The organism is Pseudoduganella sp. RAF53_2 (assembly GCF_052113985.1).
Lineage (GTDB): Bacteria > Pseudomonadota > Gammaproteobacteria > Burkholderiales > Burkholderiaceae_D > Rugamonas.
This window is the reverse complement of record NZ_JBFRDW010000407.1, coordinates 1-5469: the sequence shown is the minus strand read 5'-3', so window position 1 is coordinate 5469 and position 5469 is coordinate 1. Positions and strand designations below refer to the sequence as shown.

6 protein-coding genes are annotated in these 5469 nt (G+C 59.9%); all 6 read right to left on the bottom strand.

Annotated elements, in window-relative coordinates:
- Positions 1 to 383: CHASE3 domain-containing protein (locus AB4Z11_RS21410; RefSeq protein WP_442027535.1), on the bottom strand; the 383-nt coding region annotated here is incomplete at its 3' end.
- 165 nt (positions 384 to 548) lie between these two features.
- Positions 549 to 1181, bottom strand: a complete 633-nt coding sequence (locus AB4Z11_RS21405; protein ID WP_442027533.1) for a response regulator — start codon at positions 1179 to 1181, stop codon at positions 549 to 551.
- 144 nt (positions 1182 to 1325) lie between these two features.
- A complete protein-coding gene (locus tag AB4Z11_RS21400) occupies positions 1326 to 1736 on the bottom strand; it encodes a MerR family transcriptional regulator (RefSeq protein ID WP_442027532.1) in 411 nt (136 codons plus the stop codon).
- Between the two features lie 18 nt (positions 1737 to 1754).
- Complete coding sequence (locus AB4Z11_RS21395) at positions 1755 to 2195, bottom strand: integration host factor subunit alpha (RefSeq protein ID WP_442027531.1); 441 nt, start codon at positions 2193 to 2195, stop codon at positions 1755 to 1757.
- A 54-nt stretch (positions 2196 to 2249) separates the two neighbouring features.
- The gene (gene pheT, locus AB4Z11_RS21390) at positions 2250 to 4676 is read right to left on the bottom strand and encodes a phenylalanine--tRNA ligase subunit beta (RefSeq protein WP_442027530.1); all 2427 of its coding nucleotides are present in this window, start codon (positions 4674 to 4676) and stop codon (positions 2250 to 2252) included.
- Positions 4677 to 4771: 95 nt separating this feature from the next.
- Positions 4772 to 5469, bottom strand: a 698-nt coding sequence (pheS, locus tag AB4Z11_RS21385; protein WP_442027529.1) for a phenylalanine--tRNA ligase subunit alpha, incomplete at its 5' end; no start/stop codon positions are given.

Sequence of the window (5469 nt, the reverse complement as noted above, 5' to 3'; positions counted from 1 at the left end):
ATGCTGCGTTCGTCGCTGACGCGAGCGATGCTGACAATATCGTCCAGCCCGGCGTGGCGGTAGACATCGACCGCTTCATTGATGCGCGACAGGCGGCGGCGCACCAGCGCCTGCAAGTGCGCGAGGTTCTTCAGCTGGGGCGCGTTATCGGCCAGCAGCTTATCGAGTTCACGGAATTCGTTTTCAGTTTCGGTAACCGCCGTGCGCGTAGGGCCAAGATAGACCTCGTTCCCGGACAGGAAATAGCCGCGCGCGCTGCTGTCGGCGTCGAGCACCAGCACGTTCAGGTATTGCAGCCGCTCCGCGACGCGGGAGCTGACTGCAAGCTGCTCGTTGGCACCCTTCAGCGACTGCAGATTCTTGAACAGACTGAAACCATTCACAATCAGTATCAGTGCGCAGGTCACGCACAGAAGCGTCTTGTAAATCGGAAGCCTGTCTTGGGCTGGTTCAACAGTGAAGTACATCCTGCCCATTATAGACCCGTGGCAATGTACTGCTGCTGGGTAATTCTGCGGTGCAGCAACAGAAAGATGTAACGAGACGTTTCAGTCCAGCAGGTGGTTCTTCATCGCGTAATACGTGAGGTCACTGTTCGACTGCAAGCCCATCTTTTCCATGATGCGCGTGCGGTAGGTGCTCACGGTTTTGATACTGAGCGAAAGCGCCTGGCCGATGTCCGACACGGTCGCGCCGCGCGCCAGGCGCAGAAAGACCTGGAACTCGCGGTCCGACAATTCGGTGTGCAAGGCGGTGTTGGGGTCGCGGTCGAAGCTTTGCGCCAGCAGCTCGCCCACCTGGGAGCTGACATAGCGGCGGCCCTGGTGCACGGTACGGACGGCGGTGATCAGCTCGTCCGCATCGCATTCCTTGTTCAGATAGCCGTTGGCGCCCATCTTGAACAGATTGAGTGCGTACTGCTGGGCAGGATAGCCCGACAGGATCAGCACCGGCAGGTCCGGCTGGCCCTGGCGGATGGTGCGCAAGGTGTCGATCCCGCTCTGGTCGGGCATCGCGATATCGAGCAACAATACGTCGCAAATTTCTTTGCGTGCGATGTCCAGCGCTTCGCGACCGGTACTACCCTCGGCGACCACGCTGAACTCGTCCGAAGACGAAAAGATTTGCTTGAAACCCGCTCTAACGATCTGGTGGTCATCACAGATGGCTATGCGTATCATTATTTTCCCTCGTGAAATCCTAGTTTGGGAACGAAGCCAGCGTCTGCATTCGCACTAGCAAAAACCTTAACATTAATATTGTAGCACCAAACTTTTAACATTTTAGACGAAAAAAAAGGCGCAGCAACCGCGCCTTACATCCGCTTACTTTAGCAGCTCAAGAATGGCTTGCAGTTCGTTGCGGATCATTTCGCGGTCCAGCGGTGGCGCTGTGTGTCCCGGCCCCGCACCATTGAGCCCGTGATCTTCATCATACTCGCCCTGCGCAGAATCGGCAGCGCGGCTATCGAGCTTATTGCGGGCGCCGCTGATGGTGAAGCCCTGCTCGTACAGCAGCTCACGGATGCGGCGGATCAGCAGCACTTCGTGGTGCTGATAATAGCGGCGGTTGCCGCGGCGCTTGACCGGCTTGAGTTGGGTAAATTCCTGCTCCCAATAGCGCAGCACGTGCGGCTTTACACCACACAGCTCGCTTACCTCGCCAATGGTGAAATAGCGCTTGGCCGGAATCGGCGGCAGCACTACCAGTTCAGCCTTGCCAGCGCGGTCGTTCATTCAGCGCACCTTATGGAATCAGGCTGCGCGCGGCAGGCCGCTGCTGTCTTCGACCATGCCTTTCAGCTTTTGGCTGGCATGGAAAGTCACCACACGGCGGGCCGTGATCGGGATTTCTTCGCCAGTCTTCGGGTTGCGGCCCGGGCGCTGCGGCTTGTCGCGCAGCTGGAAGTTGCCGAAACCGGACAGCTTCACCGCCTCGCCTCGTTCGAGCGCGTTGCGGATCTCATCAAAGAAGGTTTCGACCATGTCCTTGGCCTCGCGCTTGTTCAGGCCGACCTGTTCGAACAGCAGTTCGGCCAGCTCCGCCTTGGTCAGCGTAGGCAAATCTTTTTCAGCTTCCTGGCGTACTTTGGCGCTCGTAATTGCGCTGTGCAGTTCGGCATCCAATGCGGAATCGAGTACGGCGGAATCGATGTCGTTGTTGTTAATTTTGCTGCCCTGCCTTCTAAAGTACATGAGTCCGGCAGTGCCGGACTCGCTAAGGTGTATCCAAATGTTAAATATTCGCGGTCAGGCTCGAACGCGTGCCCCGCATTTTTCGGTCGCCGCAGCCGTCACAGCTGCGATCAAAGCGTCGACCACGTCGTCCTGCAGGGTGTTTTGAGTATCTTGCAAGCTAAAGCGGAAAGCAAGCGATTTTTCGTCGTTTTCCAAACCTTTGCCGCGATATTCATCAAACAAAACAATGGCTTGCACGATGCGGCCGGACGCATGTGCTGCCACGGCGCCCTTGAAAGCGTCGAGCAGGCACTGCGCAGCTACCTCTGCCTTGACCACCATGGCCAGGTCGCGCGTTGCACCAGGGAATTTTGAAATTTCTTCATATTTTGGTACAGCGCGTTGCTGTAACGCAACAGCATCCACTTCGAACAGGACTGGCGCCTTCGGCAGATCGTATTTCTGCAGCCAGCGCGGGTGCAGTTCGCCGATGAAACCGATGACCTTGCCATCCAGCTCAACCGATGCCGAGCGGCCCGGATGCAGGGCTGGGTGGTTCAGCTTGGCAAAGCGCAGCTGGGCCGGCGCGAACAGCGCTTCCAGATCGGCCTTCATGTCGAAGAAGTCGACGTCGCGGGTATCCATGCCCCACTGCTCATCGGCCACCGGGCCGTAAGCCATGGCGGCCACGCGCTGCGGCTGGTCGTAGCCGGCCACGGTCAGCGGGCCGTCGGCAATCGCGTTGTCGCGCTGGTAGATCGCACCAACTTCGAATACGCGCACGCGCGGCTGTTTGCGGTTGACGTTGTAGCGCACATTGGCGACCAGGCTGCCGATCAGCGAAGAACGCATCACGGACAACTGGCTGGCGATCGGATTCTGCAGCTTGATCGGGCTGTCGTTGCCGTTGAAGTCCAGTTCCCACTGGGCTTCCACAAAGCTCATGTTCACGACTTCCTGGAAGCCCAGGTCGGCCAGCTGGTGGCGCACGGCGAAGATGGAACGGGTGTCTTCATCAGCGATACGCATCTCGTTGGCAGCCACCGGCGGGCGCGTCGGGATGTTCTCGAAACCGTACACGCGGGCCACTTCTTCGATCAGGTCTTCTTCGATTTCGATGTCGAAGCGGTAGGATGGCGCGGTCACGCTGAACACGCCGTTTTCAAGCGTGAACGGCAGCGCCAGGCGCTTGAAGATATCGGCCACGACTTCATCGGTCAGCGCAACGCCGATCACCTTGGCGGCGCGGGCGGTACGCATGGTCACCGGGGCGCGCTGCGGCAGATTGACGATCTGGTCGTCGATCGGGCCGACCTTGGTGCCTGCCGTGCCGCAAATTTCGATCAGCAGCGAGGTAATACGCTCCAGGTGTTCAAGAATGGTCGCGTAGTCCACGCCGCGCTCGAAGCGGTGTGCCGCATCGGTCGAGAAGTTGTACTTGCGCGCACGGCCCTGGATGGCGTTCGGCCACCAGAATGCGGCTTCCAGATAGATGTTGGTGGTGTCGTCCGACACGGCAGTCGCATCGCCGCCCATGATGCCGGCGAGCGATTCCAGTTCCTTGTCGTCGGCGATCACGCCAACCCAGTCATCCACTTCGATGGTGTTGCCGTTCAGGAGCTTGAGCTGTTCGCCTTTGCGGCCCCAGCGCACATCCAGGCCACCGTGGATCTTGTCCAGATCGAAGACGTGGGATGGGCGGCCCAGTTCCAGCATGACGTAGTTGGAGATGTCCACCAGCGCCGACACAGGACGCTGGCCACTGCGCTCAAGGCGCTGCTTCATCCACTCCGGCGTTTCCGCTTTCGCGTTCAGGCCGCGGATCACACGGCCGGCAAAGCGGCCGCACAGGTCCGGTGCGCTGACTTTGGCGCGCAGTTTTTCGTCGGTGTTGACAGGCACTTCACGATACTGCGGCATGTTCAGCACGGAGCCGGTGAGCGCGGACACTTCGCGCGCCACGCCCAGCACGGACAGGCAGTCCGCCTTGTTCGGGGTCAGCTTGATGGTGAACTTCAGATCGTTCAGCGCCCAGTAGTCGCGGAAGTTCTTGCCGACCGGCGCGTCGTCCGGCAGCTCGATCAGGCCCGCGTGGTCTTCGGACAGGTGCAGCTCGCGCGCGGAGCACAGCATGCCCTGCGACTCGACACCGCGCAGCTGGCCGACCTGGATTTCAAACGGCTTGCCGTCGGTGCCAGGCGGCAGCACGGCGCCGGCCATCGCGCATACGACCTTCAGGCCGGGACGCACGTTCGGTGCGCCGCATACGATGTTCAGCAGCGTGCCGGTGCCCACGTCCACCTGGCAGACGTTCAGGCGGTCGGCGTTCGGGTGCTTGGCCATTTCGCGCACGTGGCCAACCACCACGTTATTGAAAGGCGGAGCGACAGGATCGACCTCTTCCACTTCGAGGCCGGACATGGTCAACAGGTGCGCCAGTTCGTCCGAAGTCATTTTCGGATCGACCATGGTGCGGAGCCAGTTTTCGGAGAATTGCATAGTCTTGGTTGCCTTCTTCGTTATCTTGTTTGAAACCCGAGGCGGAGACCTGGTGGCTGCCACGACGTGGCAGCCACCTGCTTCACGCCATTGGTTTAGTTGAACTGCTTCAGGAAGCGCAGATCGCCTTCGTAGAACAGGCGCAGGTCGTTGACGCCGTAGCGCAGCATTGTCAGGCGCTCCAGGCCGGAGCCGAACGYGAAGCCGATGTACTTCTCGGGGTCGAGACCGAAATTGCGCACCACGTTCGGGTGTACCTGGCCGGAGCCGGACACTTCCAGCCAGCGGCCTTTCAGCGGGCCGGAGCCGAAGGCGATGTCGATTTCCGCCGATGGTTCGGTAAATGGGAAATACGAAGGACGGAAGCGCACTTGCAGATCGTCCGTTTCGAAGAAAGCCTTCACGAAATTGAGGTACACGCCCTTCAGGTCGGCGAAGGAGATGTTCTCGGCAATCCACAGGCCTTCGACCTGGTGGAACATCGGCGAGTGCGTGRCATCGCTGTCGACGCGATAGGTACGGCCCGGCGCGATCACCTTGATCGGCGGAGTGTGGCTGCGCGCGTAACGCACCTGCATCGGCGAGGTGTGGGTACGCAGCAGCAGCGGCTTGCCTTCGCTGTCGTTGCCTTCAATGTAGAAGGTGTCCTGCATCGAACGGGYCGGATGGTTTTCCGGCGAATTCAGTGCAGTGAAATTGGTCCAGTCGTTCTCGATCTCGGGACCGCCGGCGACGTCGAAGCCGATGGAGCGGAAAATGGCTTCCACACGCTCCCAGGTGCGCATCACGGGAT